At 73.1% G+C, this 15019-nt stretch carries 13 protein-coding genes; 6 read left to right on the top strand and 7 right to left on the bottom strand.

Annotation, left to right across the window (positions count from 1 at the left end; genetic code table 11):
- Nucleotides 1-125: 125 nt before the first annotated feature.
- The 3 genes from AB0K03_RS06755 (at nt 126) to AB0K03_RS06745 (ending at nt 2641) form a co-directional block, all read left to right on the top strand.
- A complete protein-coding gene (locus AB0K03_RS06755; RefSeq protein ID WP_364681493.1) occupies nt 126-1007 on the top strand; it encodes a helix-turn-helix transcriptional regulator in 882 nt (293 codons plus the stop codon).
- Between the two features lie 202 nt (nt 1008-1209).
- Nucleotides 1210-1458, top strand: a complete 249-nt coding sequence (locus AB0K03_RS06750) for a hypothetical protein (RefSeq protein WP_364681491.1) — start codon at nt 1210-1212, stop codon at nt 1456-1458.
- 61 nt (nt 1459-1519) lie between these two features.
- Nucleotides 1520-2641, top strand: coding sequence for an NAD(P)/FAD-dependent oxidoreductase (locus AB0K03_RS06745; RefSeq protein ID WP_364681489.1), 1122 nt, complete (start codon nt 1520-1522; stop codon nt 2639-2641).
- Here the strand turns inward: AB0K03_RS06745 and AB0K03_RS06740 are convergent.
- Complete coding sequence (locus tag AB0K03_RS06740; RefSeq protein WP_364681487.1) at nt 2568-4076, bottom strand: phthalyl amidase; 1509 nt, start codon at nt 4074-4076, stop codon at nt 2568-2570. The two genes, AB0K03_RS06745 and AB0K03_RS06740, sit on opposite strands and share 74 nt — an antisense overlap.
- A 90-nt stretch (nt 4077-4166) precedes the next feature.
- Between AB0K03_RS06740 and AB0K03_RS06735 the strand changes: the two genes are divergently transcribed.
- Entirely contained in the window at nt 4167-4703 is a 537-nt protein-coding gene (locus tag AB0K03_RS06735; RefSeq protein ID WP_364681485.1) for a hypothetical protein, read from the top strand.
- 111 nt (nt 4704-4814) lie between these two features.
- The gene (locus AB0K03_RS06730; protein WP_364681483.1) at nt 4815-5492 is read left to right on the top strand and encodes a VOC family protein; all 678 of its coding nucleotides are present in this window, start codon (nt 4815-4817) and stop codon (nt 5490-5492) included.
- A 4-nt stretch (nt 5493-5496) separates the two neighbouring features.
- On the opposite strand, the gene AB0K03_RS06725 is transcribed toward AB0K03_RS06730, so the two are convergent.
- From AB0K03_RS06725 to AB0K03_RS06700, 6 genes are read right to left on the bottom strand one after another with little or no spacing between them, the layout of a single operon-like run.
- Entirely contained in the window at nt 5497-5829 is a 333-nt protein-coding gene (locus AB0K03_RS06725) for a LuxR family transcriptional regulator (RefSeq protein ID WP_364681481.1), read from the bottom strand.
- Between the two features lie 11 nt (nt 5830-5840).
- On the bottom strand, nt 5841-7025 hold the full coding sequence (locus AB0K03_RS06720) for an MFS transporter (RefSeq protein WP_364681479.1): 1185 nt from the start codon (nt 7023-7025) through the stop codon (nt 5841-5843).
- Nucleotides 7026-7029: 4 nt separating this feature from the next.
- Entirely contained in the window at nt 7030-7770 is a 741-nt protein-coding gene (gene narI, locus AB0K03_RS06715) for a respiratory nitrate reductase subunit gamma (RefSeq protein ID WP_364681477.1), read from the bottom strand.
- Nucleotides 7767-8387, bottom strand: coding sequence for a nitrate reductase molybdenum cofactor assembly chaperone (gene narJ / locus AB0K03_RS06710; RefSeq protein WP_364681475.1), 621 nt, complete (start codon nt 8385-8387; stop codon nt 7767-7769). Before narJ ends, narI begins: the two co-directional genes overlap by 4 nt.
- Nucleotides 8380-10047 carry a nitrate reductase subunit beta gene (narH, locus tag AB0K03_RS06705; RefSeq protein WP_364681473.1) on the bottom strand — a complete coding sequence of 556 codons (1668 nt, stop codon included), beginning with the start codon at nt 10045-10047 and terminating at the stop codon, nt 8380-8382. The genes narJ and narH overlap by 8 nt, the downstream gene beginning before the upstream one ends.
- Nucleotides 10047-13706, bottom strand: coding sequence for a nitrate reductase subunit alpha (locus AB0K03_RS06700; protein WP_364681471.1), 3660 nt, complete (start codon nt 13704-13706; stop codon nt 10047-10049). Before AB0K03_RS06700 ends, narH begins: the two co-directional genes overlap by 1 nt.
- A 144-nt stretch (nt 13707-13850) precedes the next feature.
- Here AB0K03_RS06700 and AB0K03_RS06695 point away from each other — a divergent pair, with 144 nt between their 5' ends.
- The gene (locus tag AB0K03_RS06695; protein WP_364681469.1) at nt 13851-15014 is read left to right on the top strand and encodes a DUF309 domain-containing protein; all 1164 of its coding nucleotides are present in this window, start codon (nt 13851-13853) and stop codon (nt 15012-15014) included.
- The last annotated feature ends 5 nt before the right edge of the window (nt 15015-15019 follow it).

The raw sequence follows: 15019 nt of genomic DNA, 5'->3' as shown, positions 1-15019 counted from the left end.
TCCGCAACCGCGCCTAAGATCGTGCACGTGAATGAGCATCGTCCGGTGAAGCTGCACGTTTGGATGCACGTGCATCGGGATATCCCCGTCGGTGGTGAGGATCGTCGGCTGATCGGGGAGAACGGATGAGCTCCGGCAGGGAGGGCGCCGCGGGCCCCGCCGCGCTGCGCATCCAGCTGGGCTCCCGGCTGCGCCGGCTGCGCAAGGAACGCGGGGTGACCCGGGAGGCCGCCGGGTGGGAGATCCGGGCCTCGGAGTCGAAGATCAGCCGCATGGAGCTGGGCCGCGTGCCGTTCAAGGAGCGCGACGTCGCGGACCTGCTCTCCCTCTACGGCGTGGGCGAGAGCGAACGCCGCGAGCTGCTGAGCCTCGCCCACCGGGCGAACGAGCCGGGCTGGTGGCGGGAGTACGCGGACATCGTGCCGGCCTGGTTCCTCAGCTATCTCGGCCTGGAGGAAGCCGCCTCGCTGATCCGGTCGTACGAGGTGCACTTCGTGCCCGGGCTGCTGCAGACCGACGACTACGCCCGGGCGGTGATCGCGCACGGGCACGACGGGGCGCCGGCCGGGGAGATCGACCGGCGGATCGCGCTGCGCCGCGACCGCCGCCGGGTGCTGCACCGGGCGGATCCGCCGCAGGTCTGGGCGGTGCTGGACGAGAGCGTGCTGCACCGGCGCTTCGGCGGCCGGGCCGTGATGCGGGGGCAGCTCGAGGCGCTGATCGAGGCCGCCGAGCGGCCGAACGTCCGGATCCAGATCGTGCCGTTCCGGGGCAGCCCGCGGGCGGCCGCCGGCCTGCCGTTCGCCATCCTGCGCTTCGCGGCGGACGAACTCTCCGACGTGGTCTACGTCGAGCAGCTCACCAGCGCGCTCTACCTGGACAAGCCGGCGGACGTGGACCACTACGCCGCGACCATGGACGGGGCCTGCCTGGAGGCGGAACCGCCGGACCGGACGACGGCGATCCTGCGCAAGATCCTCGACGAGCTCGACGGCTCCGCGGGCTGATCAGCCGGTCCGTATCGGCCGAACGGCCCCCGGGCCGCATCCGATCTTTCTTTTGTCCGTTCCAATGTGCATATGCACGTGCAGGAGTCCTTGCATCCGCTATGGCATATGGCCATGCTGGGGCACGTGCGCGGCTCCCGTCCCGTCGCGTACGGACGGTTTCCTCCCATATCTGTGGCGGCGATGGTGAAGGAGTTGGCGGATGGACAGGAACCGCGGCCCGGTGGTGCCGGTGAGTCTCTTCCCCGAGTCCGACTACCGATTCGGCGCCGGCCCGCTGCGGATGCGCGTCGAACGGGTCGACTGGAACCGGCCGGTGCGCTACGACGACGACAACTGGTACGAGGTCGACGGCGTGGAGGTCACCGCCGACGGGCGCGAGATCGGCCGGCGGCAGGCGCTGGTCCGGGCGCGCAGCCTCTCGGCCCTCCGGCGCAACGTTCGTCCATGATCGAGGGTCGTCCGTACCGTGACGCTGGCGCGCGGAGGCGCCGCCCGCCACGATCGGCGGCATGACCGAGCCAGTTCTGATCATCGGCGGCGGCATCGCCGGCCTCGCCCTCGCCCGCGCGCTGCACCGACACGGCATTGCGTACACGCTGTATGAACGACGGGAGCAGGCGGCCGACGCGGGCCTGGCGGTCAACCTGCCGGGTAATGCGATCACCGCGCTGGGCCGCCTCGGCCTGGGCGACGAGATCGCCGCCGCGGGCCACCCGGTCCTGCGGCGCGAATACCGCACCGGCCGGGGGCGGCTGCTGTTCCAGGTGGACGAACGCGAGTTCTGGGGCGCGGAGGCTCAGCCGCGCTGCGTACGCCGCACCGACCTGCACCGCATCCTGCGCGACGGCCTGCCGGACGGCACCGTCCACGAGGGCGCCGGCGTGACGGCGGTACGCCAGGACCCCGGCGCCGCCGAGATCGACCTCGCCGACGGCTCGACGGTGCGCGGCAGCCTCGTGGTCGGCGCCGACGGCGTCCGCTCCACCGTGCGCCGGGCGGCGTTCGGCGACGACGGGGTGCGCGCCGCCCTGCTCTCCGGCGCGAGCTTCCGGTTCATGGCGCCCAACCCCGGCGTGGACTGCTGGGCGGTCTGGGCCGGCACTTACGGCACGTACCTGCTCATCCCCGTCTCCCCCGCCGAGGTGTACGGCTTCGCGTGCGCCACCCGCGGCGGCCCGGCCGAGCCCGACCCGGCGTGGCTGACCGAGACGTTCGCCGGCTTCCCCGAGCCCGTGCGCCAGACCGTCGAGGCGGCGACCGCCGATCCCGCGCAGCTCTACCACTCCCCCATCGAGGAGGTCCGCGTCCCCCGCTGGGCGCACGGCCGGGCCGTGCTCATCGGCGACGCCGCCCACGCCACCGCGCCGGTCTGGGCGCAGGGGGCCGCGCTGGCCCTCGAGGACGCGGAGGTGCTGGCCGGTCTGCTCGCCGCGGGCGCCGACGCCCCGGCGGCCGCCGCGGAGTACGAGCGCGTCCGCCGCCCGCGGGTCACGCACGTGCAGACCCAGACGGACCGGTTCTCGCGGACGGCGGCCGTGCCCGGCTGGGTCCGCGCGATCACCGCGCCGCTGGGCGGGAGGGCGAGCTACCGGGCCGCGTACGGGCCCCTGCGGGAGTGGCCGGCGCGCTGACCGCCGGGCACGGCTGGGCGGCGAAGGCGGGGCGTACGCCGACCGTCCAGCGGCAGCCGAACGCCGGGGCGGCGACCGCGCGCCGGTCCAGGATGGCGTCGCCCGCCGGACGGCGGCCGTCGCGCACCCAGGTCACGAGGTCGTCGAAGCCCTGCTGCAGCTCCGGGGCGGTGAAGTCGCAGTGGCCGACGCCGCGGATCGCCCGGGAGACGAACAACCGGGACTTGCCGTTCGCGGCGGCGCGCCTCGCGTACACCTGCTCCATGGAGAGGGGCACGAAGAGGTCGCCGATGTCGTGCAGGGACAGGACCGGAACGCTCGGCCTGCCGTTCACGCGCGGGATGCCGTCCAGGCCGCGGCTCGCCTCGGCGGTGTGCCGTACGCGCAGCACCTCGGCGTTCAGCCGCCACTCCGCGGGGGTCGGCCACCACCGGTCGGTGCTGCGGTAGACCGTAAACCTGTTGTCGGTGACGTTGCCGTCCGCGATGCCGCCCGTGCCGCCGGAGAGGCCGGGATAGAGGCCGAAGAGGAACGGCAGGTCGTTGAGCGGCGCCAGCGAGCGGGCCGCGTTCCAGTAGGCGAAGGCCCCGTCGAATCCGGGCCGCTCGCCGCCGCTGCGCCGCTCGACGACGTCGGACCAGGTCCGGCCGGCGGCGGTCAGGGCCGGCGGGGCGCCCGCGGTGACCCCCAGCGCGGGCAGGATCCGGGCCACGCGGGCCCGCCATCGGTCGGGGTAGCCGGCCGGCGGCTGCAGCGGGAAGTCCACCGGGACGCCGGCCAGGGCCGCGGCGGTCACGTTCGCGTCGAGGAAGAAGTCGTACAGTTCGGTGTCACCGAGGACCCCGCAGTACGGCATCGCCGCCACGAACGCGCGCGGATGCTTCTCGACGGCCACGGCGGTGATCTGCCCGCCCATGGAGGCGCCGGTCATGTAGACCGAGCGGGCCGGCCGGCCGGTGACCCGGCGGAACTGGTCGATGAGCGGGTACGAGTCGCGGACCCCTTGGCCGACGTCGTACCCGTTGGTGCTGTAGCTGGAGGCGGCCCAGGCGAAGCCTTCGGCGATGTAGTGGGCGCGCAGCGCGGGGTTGTCCACGTACACGGTCGTGCCGGTGCCGCGGTAACCGTGCGCATAGACCACCAGGTCGCCGTTCCAGCGCAGCGGCACCTCGACGCGCCACGCCGCACCTTCGCGGATGCCGGTGTACACGCGCGACGACGGGGCGCCGGAGGCGTCGGCGAGGGCCACGAACGGCGTGCCGCCGGGATCACAGTCGGGGTCGGCCACCAGGTAGCCCGGCTGGGTGGTGCTGGGCGTCGGCGTGTCGCACACCGGCGGCGCGGCCGCGGCCGGAACCGCCCCGGCGGTCGCGACCGTTCCGCACGCCAGCACGGCGGCCAGGAAGAGTGCCAGGTGTCTGCGGGTCACGGCCATGGCGTTACCTCCCGGTAACATCCAACGATCCGGCCCGGCGGCTGTCAAGGTGGACGGTCCGGAACCCGGGCCGCGTGCGAGCATGTCGGCATGCCGTACGGAGTGGTGCTGCTGCCCGGCCGCCGGACCCACGACCGGCTCGCCAGGCTGGCGGCCGAGATCGCCGGTCCGACGCCGCAGAACATGCTCGGCGACCACGCGCCGGCGCATGTGTCGGTGGCGCACTTCGACGCGGGCGAGGCCGGGGCGGCCGCGGTACGGGCCCGCACGCAGGGTCACCCTGCGCCGGCGACGCGCGTGAAGATCATCGGCCTGCTGTACGCGGTGCTGCCCGCCGGCGACTACTACGTGCCACGCGGTGGGGTCTACTTCGGGCTCGAGGTCGTCCGCCGGCCCGGGCTGGACGCGCTGCACACCGAGGTGCTCGGCTGGATCCGCGAGGCCGGCGGCAGCCCGCTCGGCGCCGCCGGGGCCGACTTCCGGCCGCACGTCACGCTCGGCGTGAGCTCGGGCCGCCCGCGGCTGCCCGAGCTCGGCGAGGTGCCGGTCGGCGAGCTCGACCTGACGCTCGCGTTCGGGGAGCTGGGGCCGTACGGGACGTTCCCGGGTCTGCAACCGCCCGGGTGATGGCGCCCGGACGCCGGCGTGCAGCTGAGCCGGCGTCGCCGTCAAGCCGTGAGCCACGCCGGCGCGCGAGCCACGGCGGCGGCCGGTCCGATGGTGTTGTAGGTTCCCGGGATGCAACCGAGGGTCTCCGCCGCCGTGCCGGTGTGCTACGTGAAGAACCTGGAGCTCAGCCGGGACTTCTACGCCCATTTCGGCTTCGCCGAGGTGCGCCGCGGCGGCGACGGCGACGGCCGCTGGTCGTACGTGCAGAGCGGCGACCAGACGCTGCTGCTGGCGTGCGTGCAGCCGCCGCTGATCCAGGTCGAGCTGCCGCTGCTCATCTACCTGTACGTCGACGACCTGGCGCTCGTCGGCGAGCGGGTCCGCGCGGCCGGGCTGCCGTGGGAGCTCGTCGGCTACCCCGATCACGCTCCCGGCGGCGAGGCACGGACCGTGGACCCGGACGGCAACGTGGTGCTCGCCGGCCAGCGGGTCGCCGTCGCCCCGGGCGAGCGGGCGGAGCCGACCGGGTCGGCCGCCGAGTTCTCGCTGATCCAGCAGGCGGCGGAGGCCGTACGCCGCCGCGGCGGCGCCCCCGCGGCCTGCCAGATCGGGCTCACCGACGGCAGCCCGTGCCCGGAGCCGGCCGAGGTCAAGCTCGCCGACCCGTGGGGCGACACCGTGTGGGGCTGCCTGGCGCACTCCGAGGAGGCGCTGATGCACGCGCGGGCCGCGTTCATCGCCACCGAGGACGGCCACGGGCTCGGTCCCTGGTTGCGCACCCGGCGGGGCCGCACGGCCCCGGCCTGACCGCTCAGGCCGCCTTGGCGACGGTGAGCAGGACCGCCGCGTCCTCGAGGGCCTCGAGGCTGTGCCGGGCGTCCGGGATGACGAGCAGGTCGCCGGGGCCGCCGTCCGCGGTGTGCCCGCCGCCGGCCAGCCGGACCCGGCCCCGGAGCACCTGCAGGGTGGCCTCCCCCGGGCTGTCGTGCTCGTCGAGCCGTTGCCCGGCGAGCAACACGAGCACCGTCTGCCGCAGCAGCCGGTCGCGGCCGCCGACCAGGGTCTGCGCGCTGCGCCCGGAGGCCTGCCCGCGGGCGACGTCGAAATGGTGGTCCAGCAGGGTGGGCAGGGAGAGGGCATCCACGGTGGCCTCCGTCAGGCGGTGCGGCGGGTGGCGAGGCCACTCATCTTCACCGCGGTGAAGACGGCAGCGGCCAGGGCCATGTCGGACAACAGCATCAGGCCGATCGCGTACGAGTGCTCGACGCCGTACACCCAGCCCATGATCAGCGGCGGGACGAAGCCGCCGAGGCCGCCGGCCGCGCCGACGACGCCGGTGACCGTACCCACCTTGTCGGCCGGAGCGACCTTGCCGACCAGCGCGAACACGGCCCCGCTCGCAGCGCCGAGCAGCGCCGCCATGCCGAGGAAACAGATGGTGGCGACGGGCACCAGGCCCGGCTGGAACGCCTGCGCCACGGCGAAGACCGCCGTGCCGGCGAAACACCACACGAGCACGGGTACGGGGTGCAGCCGGTCGGAGAGCCACCCGCCGGTGGGCCGAGCGATGACGGCCAGCACCACGAAACCGGCGGTCCGCAGCGCGGCGTCGTCGGGGGTCAGCTCGTACGCGGTGCGCAGGTAGGCGGGCAGGTAGACGCTGAACGCCACGAAGCCGCCGAAGCCGATCGCGTACAGGAAGCAGAGCTGCCAGGTGACCGTCAGACGGCTGACGTCCAGGGTGCGCGACCAGGCCGACCCGGCGGGGCGCTGCCGGTCCGGCGCGTCGCGCACCAGCAGGAACGCGACCACCGCGTAGACCGCGAGCAGGGCCGCGACGAGCAGGAACGGGGTGTTCTCCCCGTACGCGTCGGCCAGCCGCACGGTGGTGAAGTTGGCGATCGCGGTGCCCCCCATGCCGACGCCGAACACGCCGATGGCGAAGCCCTTGCGGGCCGGCGGATACCAGCCCGACACCAGCGGCACGCCCACGGCGAACGCGGTGCCGCCGATGCCGAGGAAGAAGCCGGTCACGATCAGGGCCGCGTACGAGGACACCGCCGTGAGCGTCAGCACCGGCACGATCGTCACGAGGCTGATCAGCGGGAACATGACCCGGGCGCCGTAGCGGTCGGTGAGGGCGCCGACCGGGATCCGGCCGAGCGAGCCGACCACGACCGGCACGGCGACCAGCAGCGACTGCGCGGCGAAGCTCAGCCCGAGCCGCTCCTTGACGCCGGGACCCAGCGGCCCGAGCAGGGCCCAGGCCCAGAAGTTGACGGTGAACCCGATCGTGGCGAGGACCAGGTTGCGGCCCGCTCCGGCCGGGGTGGCGGCCATGACGCTACCGCCGGGTCGTGGGTACGGTCGGCGGCCCCTCCCAGCCGGGCCGGCTCGGGCGCAGGCCGGGCCGGGTGTCGCGGGAGCGGTAGACCACGTACGGGCGGGTGAGGTAGCCGACCGGGGCGCTGAAGGCGTGCACGAGCCGGGTGAACGGCCAGAACGCGAAGAGCGCGAACGCCACGATCACGTGCGTCTGGAACGTCGTGGGCACCCCGGCCATGAGGTCGGGGTCGGGTTGCAGGTAGAACAGCGAACGGAACCACGGCGAGACGGTCTCGCGGTAGTCGTAGCCGTCCCCGGCCACGTTCGCCTTGAGGGTGGCCCAGAGCCCCATGACGATGACGGCCGCGAGCACCACGTACATGGCCTTGTCGTTCTTGGTCGTCGCGGCGAACACCGGCCCGGTCAGGCGCCGGCGGGCGATGAGGATGGCCATGCCGATCAGCGTGCAGAACCCGGCCACCGTGCCGATGAACACGGCCATCAGGTGGTAGGTGTGCTCGGTCACGCCGACGGCCTCGGTCCAGGACTTGGGGATCAGCAGCCCGCCGATGTGCCCGACCAGCACCATCAGCACACCGAAGTGGAACATGGGGCTGCCCCAGCGCAGCACGGCGCTCTCGTACAGCTGGGAGGAGCGGGTGGTCCAGCCGAACTTGTCGTAGCGGTAACGCCAGATGAGCCCGCCCACCAGCACCGCGATGGCCAGGTACGGGTAGACGACCCAGAGCAGGACGTTCATCGGCGGCCTCCGGTGGTGTCGACGAGCCCGTACGGTTCCAGCCCGACCAGCTCGGCCGGCGGCCCGGTGCGGGCGAGCGTGGCGACGGCGCGCAGCTCGTCCGGCCCGGGCGGCGGCAGCATGGCGCGGACGGCCGCGACCGCGTGCCGGTAGACCGACCCCTCGCGGGCCAGCGACTCGTCCAGCAGGTCCAGGCCGACGCGGTTGTCGCGCAGCAGCCGCCACCCGCCGTCGTCGGCCGCGGCCAGGTCGAGCACCGCGGGGAGATGGTCGGGCAGCTCGCCGTCGATCACCTCGAGCCCGGCGTGCTTGTACGCCGCCGCGAACCGCACGAGCGCCTCCCCGCGTTTGCGGGTGTCGCCGCAGCTGTAGTAGGTCAGGTGCAGGGCGCACCGGCGGCGGAAGTCGAACAGCTCGACGTACTCGGCGGCGAGCCGGCCGGGCTCGGTGCCGGCGCGGTGCGCGGCGACCTGACGCAGGTGGCCGGCGATCTCGGCGGGCAGCTCGTCCAGCGCCGCCCGCACGGTGGGCAGCGCCGCCAGGACCGGCTCGTCGGGGTAACGCAGCAGCAGGGAGGCGGCGCGCGCGGCGACCGCCCGCCAGGTCGGCTCACTCATCGGCGGCTCCGTCCTTGCGCGGCGGGAAGAGACCGGCGGGCCGGCCCTTGCCGTCCCAGTTGAGCAGGTTCACCCGGCGCGGCTCGTCACCCGGGTCGGTGAAGGCGTCGGCGGTCTGCCGCTCGCGCAGCATGTGGAACGTCTCGACCTGTACGGGGGCCGCCGTGCCGGAGGCCTCGCCGAACGGCCCGGTCTGGTACATGCCGGGGCCGCCCTCGAAGTCGAGGCTGCACTCGGTGCCCATCTGCTCGAGCTTGTGGGCGTCCTCGGCGTGGGCGGCCGGGATCACGTAGCGCTCGTCGTACTTGGCGATGGCCAGCAGCCGGTACATGTCGTCCATCTGCTGCCCGCTCAGCCCCACGGCGGCGGCGATGGACTCGTCGCGTTCCTCGCCGAGGTTGATCCGGCGCTGGTAGGCGCGCATGGCGGCGAGCCGGTTGAGCACGCCGCGCACCGGCGCGGGGTCGCCGGCGGTGAACAAGCCGGCGAGGTACTCGAGCGGGATGCGCAGCGCGTCGACGGCCCCGAAGAGGTTGTGCACGTCCTCGCCGTCGTGGCCGGTGTCGCGCAGCACGTCGACGACCGGCGACAGCGGCGGGATGTACCAGACCATCGGCATGGTCCGGTACTCCGGATGCAGCGGCAGCGCCACCTCGTACTTCATGATGAGGTCCCAGATCGGGGAGCGGCGGGCCGCCTCGATCCAGTCGTCGGGGATGCCGGCCCGGCTCGCGGCGGCCGCCACCTGCGGGTCGTGCGGGTCGAGGAAGACCGAGCGCTGGGCCGCGTACAGGTCCTTGTCGTCCTTGACGGACGCCGCCTTCTCCACCGCGTCGGCGTCGTACAGCATGAGGCCGAGGTAGCGCAGCCGGCCCACGCACGTCTCCGAGCAGATGGTCGGCTGGCCGATCTCGATGCGCGGGAAGCAGAACGTGCACTTCTCCGCCTTGCCGGTGCGGTGGTTGAAGTACACCTTCTTGTACGGGCACCCGGTCACGCACATGCGCCAGCCCCGGCAGCGGTCCTGGTCGACGAGCACGATGCCGTCCTCGGCCCGCTTGTAGATCGCGCCGGACGGGCACGACGCCGCGCAGGACGGGTTCAGGCAGTGCTCGCAGATGCGCGGCAGGAAGAACAGGAACGACTTCTCGTACTCCTGCTTGACCCGGTCCGACACCTGCTGCAGCACCGGGTCGCCGGCCGCGATCTCGTTGCCGCCGGCCAGCGAGTCGTCCCAGTTCGCCGACCACGTGACCTTGGTGTCCTGCCCGGTGAGCAGCGACTTCGGCCGGGCCACCGGGGTGTCGTCGCCGGCCGGCGCGGTGAGCAGGTGCTCGTAGTCGTACGTCCAGGGCTCGTAGTAGTCCTGCATGGCCGGCAGCTTGGGGTTGGCGAAGATGCTGAACAGCTTCTTCACCCGGCCGCCGGCGCGCGGCTTGAGCCGGCCCGAGCGGGTGCGCACCCAGCCGCCCTGCCACTTCTCCTGGTCCTGGTAGGTGCGCGGATATCCCTGCCCAGGGCGGGACTCCACGTTGTTGAACCAGACGTACTCCACACCGGAGCGGTTGGTCCACGCCTGCTTGCACGTGACCGAGCAGGTGTGGCAGCCGATGCACTTGTCGAGGTTCATGACCATCGCCATCTGGGCCATCACGCGCATCAGTACTGCACCTCCTGCGAGCGGCGGCGGATGACCGTGACCTCGTCGCGCTGGTTGCCGGTGGGACCGAGATAGTTGAAGGCGAACGACAGCTGGGCGTACCCGCCGATCAGGTGGGTGGGTTTGACGAGCAGGCGGGTCAGCGAGTTGTGGATGCCGCCGCGCCGGCCGGTGCGCTCCGCCTTCGGCACGTCGATGACGCGTTCCTGGGCGTGGTACATGTAGACGGTGCCCTCGGGCATCTTGTGGGTCACCACGGCCCGGCAGACCACGACGCCGTTGCGGTTGACCGCCTCGATCCAGTCGTTGTCGCGGACGCCGATCTTCGCGGCGTCGGACTCGCTCATCCACATCGTCGGGCCGCCGCGCGAGAGCGTCAGCATGATGAGGTTGTCCTGGTATTCGGAGTGGATGGACCATTTCGAGTGCGGGGTCAGGTAGCGCAGGGTGATCTCGAGCTCCCCGTGCGGCCCGAGCCGCGGCTCGCCGAACAACTTGTGCATGTCCAGTGGCGGCCGGAAGATCGGCAGCGCCTCCCCCGCCTCGTGCATCCAGTCGTGGTCCAGGAAGAAGTGCTGCCGGCCGGTGAGCGTGTGCCACGGCTTGAGCCGTTCGGTGTTGATCGTGAACGGCGAGTAACGCCGGCCGCCATGCTCGCTGCCGGACCATTCCGGGCTGGTGATCACGGGTACGGGCCGCGCCTGGGTGTCGGCGAAGGTGATCTGCTTGCCCTCGTGCTCGGCGGCCAGGTCGGCGAGCCGCACGCCGGTGCGTTTCTCGACGTCGTGGAAGCCGGCCGTGGCCACCCGGCCGTTCGTGGTGCCGGAGAGCGCGAGGATCGCCTCGCACGCGTGCACGTCCCTGGCCAGCGCGGGCCGGCCGTCGGCGACCCCGCCGCGCACGGCGCCGTTCTTGCGCCGCAGGTAGTCGATCTCGGGATTGACGTCGACGGCGACGCCCTTGCCGGTCGTGCCCAATGTGTCCAGCAGCGGCCCCAGCGCGGCCAGCTTCTGATCGACGACGCCGTAGTCGCGTTCCACCACGACGATCTTCGGCATCGTCCGGCCCGGTACCGGCATCTCCCCCGTCTCGGCCCAGTCGCGCACCACCCCGTGCGGGGTGGCCATGGCGTCCGGGGTGTCGTGCAGCAGCGGCGCGGCGACCAGGTCCTTGCGCACGCCGAGGTGGTCCTTGGCGAGCGCGGAGAACGCCTTGGCGATGCCGTGGAACGCGTCGAAGTCGGTACGCGTCTGCCACGGCGGGTTGATGGCCGGGGTGAACGCGTGCACGAACGGGTGCATGTCGGTGCTGTTGAGGTCGTGCTTCTCGTACCACGTCGCCGCCGGCAGCACGATGTCGGAGAACAGCGTCGTCGACGTCATCCGGAAGTCGAGACTCACCAGCAGGTCGAGCTTGCCCTCCGGGGCCTGCTCGGGCCACACCACGTCGCGGGGGCGCAGCTGCGGCTCCGCCTCCTCGGCGCGCAGGTTGGAGTCGGTGCCGAGCAGGTGGCGCAGGAAGTACTCGTTGCCCTTCGCGGACGAGCCGAGCAGGTTGGCCCGCCACACGGTCAGCACGCGCGGCCAGTTCTGCGGGTCGTCGGGATCGGTGCAGGCGAACTGCAGGCGGCCGGCGTGCAGCTCGCCGGCCACGTAGCCGGCCGGGTCCCCGGAGGCGACGGCCTCGTCGGCGAGATCCAGCGGGCTGCGGTCGAACGTCGGCATGGACGGCATCCAGCCCAGGCGTGCCGACTGCGCCAGCAGGTCCATCGTGTGCTTGCCGCGGAACGCGCCCGTCCCGGTCGGCGACGACACCACGTCGGCCGAGTACGTGTCGTAGCGCCACTGATCGGTGTGGGTGTACCAGAACGCGGTGCCGATCATCTGGCGCGGGGGGCGTACCCAGTCGAGGCCGAACGCCAGCTGCGCCCAGCCGGTCACCGGGCGGCACTTCTCCTGACCCACGTAGTGCGCCCAGCCGCCGCCGTTGACCCCCTGGCACCCGGTCAGCGTGACCAGCGCGAGGATCGCCCGGTACGTCGTGTCCGAGTGGAACCAGTGGTTGGTGCCCGCCCCCAACAGGATCATCGAGCGGCCACCGGAGCGCTCCGCGTTGTCGGCGAACTCGCGCGCCACCCGGGAGACCTGCGCGGCCGGCACGCCGGTGATCGGCTCCTGCCACGCCGGCGTGTACGGCACCTCCGGGTCGTCGTAGCCGCCCGGCCATTGCCCCGGCAGGCCGTCGCGGGCCACGCCGTACTGGGCCAGCATCAGGTCGTACACCGTGGTCACGAGCTTGCCGCCGGCCGTACGGGTGGGCACCCCGCGGCGCAGCACCCCCGGGGTGTCGGTGTCGAAGCGCGGCAGCGCCACCTCGACTCCGTCGCCCGCGCCCAGACAGGTCAGCGCCGGCTCGAGGTCGCCCAGGTCGAGGTTCCACTGGCCCGGCTTCTCGCCCCACCGGTGCCCCAGCGAGCCGCGCGGCACCGCGGCCGCGTCCGTGGCGGAATCCCACACCACGGTGCGGAAGGCGGCTTCCTTGTCGCTGTCCCCCAGGTCCGCGGCGGTGAGGAACTTGCCCGGCCGGTACGTGCCGTCCGCGTCCGGCTCCAGCGTGATGAGGAACGGCAGGTCGGTGAACTTGCGGACGTAGTCCACGAAGCGCGGCGTACGGCGCTCGACGAAGAATTCCTTGAGGATGACGTGGCCCATGGCCATGGCCAGCGCGCCGTCGGTGCCCGGCTGCGCGGGCATCCACTCGTCGGCGAACTTGACGTTGTCGGCGAAGTCCGGGCTGACCACGATGACCTTCTGCCCCCGGTAGCGGGCCTCGGCCATCCAGTGGGCGTCCGGCGTACGGGTCACCGGCACGTTCGAGCCCCACATGACCAGGTACGAGGCGTCCCACCAGTCACCGGACTCGGGCACGTCGGTCTGGTCGCCGAACACCTGCGGGGAGGCGACGGGCAGGTCGGCGTACCAGTCGTAGAAGGACAGCATCGAGCCGCCGAGCAGCGACATGAACCGGGCGCCGATCGCGTGCGAGACCATCGACATCGCGGGGATCGGCGAGAAGCCGGCGATCCGGTCGGGCCCGTACCGCTGGATGGTGTGCACGTGCGCCGCGGCGGCGATCTCCTGCGCCTCGTCCCACGTCACGCGCACGAGGCCGCCCTTGCCGCGGGCCTTCTGGTAGCGCCGGCGCCGCTCCGGATCGTTCTGGATGTCCGCCCACGCCGCGACGGGGTCGCCCAGGCGCCGCTTGGCCTCGCGGTACATCTCCACCAGCACGCCGCGCGCGTACGGATACCGCACCCGCGTCGGCGAGTACGTGTACCAGGAGAAGGCGGCGCCGCGGGGACAGCCGCGGGGCTCGTACTCCGGGCGGTCCGGGCCGACGCTGGGATAGTCGACCTGCTGCTGCTCCCACGTGATGATGCCGTCCTTGACGTACACCTTCCACGAGCAGGAGCCGGTGCAGTTCACGCCGTGGGTGGAGCGCACCACCTTGTCGTAGGACCAGCGGTCGCGGTAGAAGGCGTCGGCCTCCCGGCCGCCGATCTGGTAGAGCGCACGGCCGTCCGGGGACACCTCGGCCCGGCGCACCAGTCCTCCGACGCCCAGCAGGGCCCGTCCCGCCGCTCCGGCCGCGTCTGCCATCGCCGACCAACCCCACTTCGCCGTTTCCCTGCCTGCAGGTCCGATTCGATCAAAGTTTGGCCCCGTACAACGGCAAAAACCCGGGACTAAAGTCCCTATGTCCCCGGGAAGGGGACACGCCGGCGGCGGATATACGGTCGGGGCATGGCAGAGTCCCCGCCTTCGCAGAGCCCTGCCCCGGTCGACCGAGCAGCCGTCCTCGAGCTGGTGCGCGCCACGGGCGGCGGACTCACCGCGGCGGATGTGGCCGCCCGTACCGGGCTGCCCGGCTCGACCGTACGGGATCATCTCGACGGGCTCGTGGAGGCGGGGCTGCTGGTGAAGGCCCGGGCGAACGCCGGCATGCCGTACCGCCCGGCGTGGCGGTACCGCGCCGTCGCCGAGGATCCGGCGTCGTCGGCGTACGGTGTGCTGCTGGCCGCGGTGCTCGAGGAGCTCGGCGGCGAGGCCGCGGACCGCGCGGTCGCCGACCGGCTGGGGCGGCACTGGGGCGGGCTGCTCGCCGGCGCGCGCGACGGCGACCGGGACGCCGTCGACGGGCTCGTCGAGGTCCTGGACGCGCTGGGCTTCGCACCCCGCGTGGCCGAGCGCGGAGACGCCGGTGACACCACGCAGGTACGGCTGACCACGTGCCCGTACCTCGCGCTGGTCCGGGACCACCCGGACGCCATGTGCCGGATCCACGCCGGGGTCATCCGCGGGGCGCTGCAGCACAGCGGCGCCCCCGACGACACCGCCGTGCTGGAACCCTTCGCCGACGCCGACGGCTGCATCGTGCGCTTCCGCGCGGGCGGCCCGCAACGCACCCCACCCGACGAGAGGAAACCCATGGACGCCACCGGCTTCACCCGGGACCGCGACGGCGCGGGGCGGGCCAAGAACTCCCGGCCCCGCGACGAGCTGGGCCGGCCGCTGCCGTACGGGGTGCCCGGCGTGCCGACCACGCCGGAGGACGTCCTGCTGAGCCCGGCCGAGGCGCTCGAGGAGGCCCAGCGCCTGCTGGACGAGGGCCGCCCCTTCCACGCCCACGAGGTGCTGGAGGGCGCGTGGAAGCAGGCGCCGGAGCCGGAACGGGAGCTGTGGCGCGGCCTCGCCCAGCTCGCCGTCGGCGTCACCCACCGGGCGCGGGGCAACGACACGGGTGCGGCCCGGCTGCTGCGCCGGGCGGCCGACCGGATCGCCGGGTACGCCGGCCGCGCCCCGCACGCCATCGACGCGGCGGGCGTGTCGGCCTGGGCCACCGCGCTGGCCGACCGCCTGCAGAACGGCGACGCGGCGCAGGAGCCGCCGGTACGCCTCACGATCTGACGAGG

The sequence above is a fragment of the Actinoplanes sp. NPDC049316 genome, from assembly GCF_040677315.1.
In the GTDB taxonomy this organism is placed as follows: domain Bacteria; phylum Actinomycetota; class Actinomycetes; order Mycobacteriales; family Micromonosporaceae; genus Actinoplanes.
The sequence above is the reverse complement of the archived record's forward strand: the minus strand, read 5'-3'. Positions and strand labels throughout refer to the sequence as shown.

What these genes read in the sequence shown, in the direction of transcription:
- AB0K03_RS06755 (WP_364681493.1), top strand. Translation starts at nt 126, where the DNA reads ATGAGCTCCGGCAGGGAGGGCGCCGCGGGCCCCGCCGCGCTGCGCATC.
- AB0K03_RS06750 (WP_364681491.1), top strand. Translation starts at nt 1,210, where the DNA reads ATGGACAGGAACCGCGGCCCGGTGGTGCCGGTGAGTCTCTTCCCCGAG.
- AB0K03_RS06745 (WP_364681489.1), top strand. Translation starts at nt 1,520, where the DNA reads ATGACCGAGCCAGTTCTGATCATCGGCGGCGGCATCGCCGGCCTCGCC.
- AB0K03_RS06740 (WP_364681487.1), bottom strand. Translation starts at nt 4,076, where the DNA reads ATGGCCGTGACCCGCAGACACCTGGCACTCTTCCTGGCCGCCGTGCTG.
- AB0K03_RS06735 (WP_364681485.1), top strand. Translation starts at nt 4,167, where the DNA reads ATGCCGTACGGAGTGGTGCTGCTGCCCGGCCGCCGGACCCACGACCGG.
- AB0K03_RS06730 (WP_364681483.1), top strand. Translation starts at nt 4,815, where the DNA reads ATGCAACCGAGGGTCTCCGCCGCCGTGCCGGTGTGCTACGTGAAGAAC.
- AB0K03_RS06720 (WP_364681479.1), bottom strand. Translation starts at nt 7,025, where the DNA reads ATGGCCGCCACCCCGGCCGGAGCGGGCCGCAACCTGGTCCTCGCCACG.
- narI (WP_364681477.1), bottom strand. Translation starts at nt 7,770, where the DNA reads ATGAACGTCCTGCTCTGGGTCGTCTACCCGTACCTGGCCATCGCGGTG.
- narJ (WP_364681475.1), bottom strand. Translation starts at nt 8,387, where the DNA reads ATGAGTGAGCCGACCTGGCGGGCGGTCGCCGCGCGCGCCGCCTCCCTG.
- narH (WP_364681473.1), bottom strand. Translation starts at nt 10,047, where the DNA reads ATGCGCGTGATGGCCCAGATGGCGATGGTCATGAACCTCGACAAGTGC.
- AB0K03_RS06700 (WP_364681471.1), bottom strand. Translation starts at nt 13,706, where the DNA reads ATGGCAGACGCGGCCGGAGCGGCGGGACGGGCCCTGCTGGGCGTCGGA.
- AB0K03_RS06695 (WP_364681469.1), top strand. Translation starts at nt 13,851, where the DNA reads ATGGCAGAGTCCCCGCCTTCGCAGAGCCCTGCCCCGGTCGACCGAGCA.